Origin of the sequence: Mesorhizobium sp. M2A.F.Ca.ET.037.01.1.1 (assembly GCF_003998075.1) — a bacterium.
In the GTDB taxonomy this organism is placed as follows: domain Bacteria; phylum Pseudomonadota; class Alphaproteobacteria; order Rhizobiales; family Rhizobiaceae; genus Mesorhizobium.
Map to the genome: position 1 here is coordinate 1 of NZ_RZSA01001476.1, position 1,073 is coordinate 1,073.

1 protein-coding gene is annotated in these 1,073 nt (G+C 57.0%); it reads right to left on the minus strand.

Annotation, left to right across the window (positions count from 1 at the left end; genetic code table 11):
• Positions 1-888 (minus strand): hypothetical protein (locus EOA27_RS37710; RefSeq protein ID WP_210214207.1); only part of this gene is annotated, 888 nt, incomplete at its 3' end.
• Positions 889-1,073: the final 185 nt, after the last annotated feature.

The following is a 1,073-nucleotide window of genomic DNA, read 5'->3' on the forward strand; positions in this document are numbered from 1 at the left end:
ATCCTCGACCGACCTGCTCCAGCCTGGGTCGCCAAGGTGAAGTTCGCGTCCAGGAAGCGGTTTAGCGTGGGCACGTGGCAAATCCACCCCAAGCCAGCGCGCTAAATCGCGCAGGTATAGGCTTTCCGCATGCGATGGACCCAGTGATAACACGATGTGTGCAATGGCTGCGCCAACAAGGCTGGGCGGGCTCAGAACCTGGACGCCACCTTCCCATTCGATAAGGGGAAAATGTTCCAGATCCGTTCCGCCGAACGGCTGCTCGAGTAGACCCGGCGTGGGCTGGAGGATGAATCTCTTGAGCCGCTCGCGCTCTATGCCAAGCGCCTTCAATTCTTCGGCGTTGAAACAGGTGAGCGCACCGAGTTTAAGCGCGCGCCGCGAATGTGGCCGAAGCGAAGCTCTCGGCTGGCTCTCTTCGAACACGCCGGCTACCAGCCCGCACCGAGAGGCAATGGTCTCACTGAGGCGCAATAGCGCCATGACATCGCGTACACCCGCGGCGCCTGCGATGTTGTCCTCGGCCTGTTGGGCAGTGTCGAGTAGGCGTTGGAGGTGGAAGCCCGCTCCAGTATAGATGCCGGGAAATATCCGGAGACCCGACTGCGGCGTCCAGACGATGTCCACAAATGAATCTTCTGGAGGATCTTCACTCAAAATGGCCGGGTGATCAGACATCGCTGAGAAAAGAACCGTTAAGTCGTTCCTGACCGGCGGTCGCCGACCATTCGCCAAAACGATCGTCCAGTGCAACAACGTTAGGATTCGAGCATGGTTAGCGAGATAGGCCGGCTGGAGCAGGATACCAGCCAACATGAGCCGAAGGGTCATGCCATCGAGCGGAGCGAGACGCCGGGCAATATCGACTGGAGGTTGAAGGGAAAACAAAAGAAACTCCCGAACTTCTGCAGTAATCGTTAGGCGGTAATTATCAAAATCAGTCGGCGTTTTGACCTATCATTTTTCCATGAAGCAGATCGACCAAATCTGTCGAAAAGTGAGCCTCTATCGGCACCCGCTTGTTTTGCCGACATTCTGGACTGGTAGACGTTCGCGGCGGGTTCACACACTGT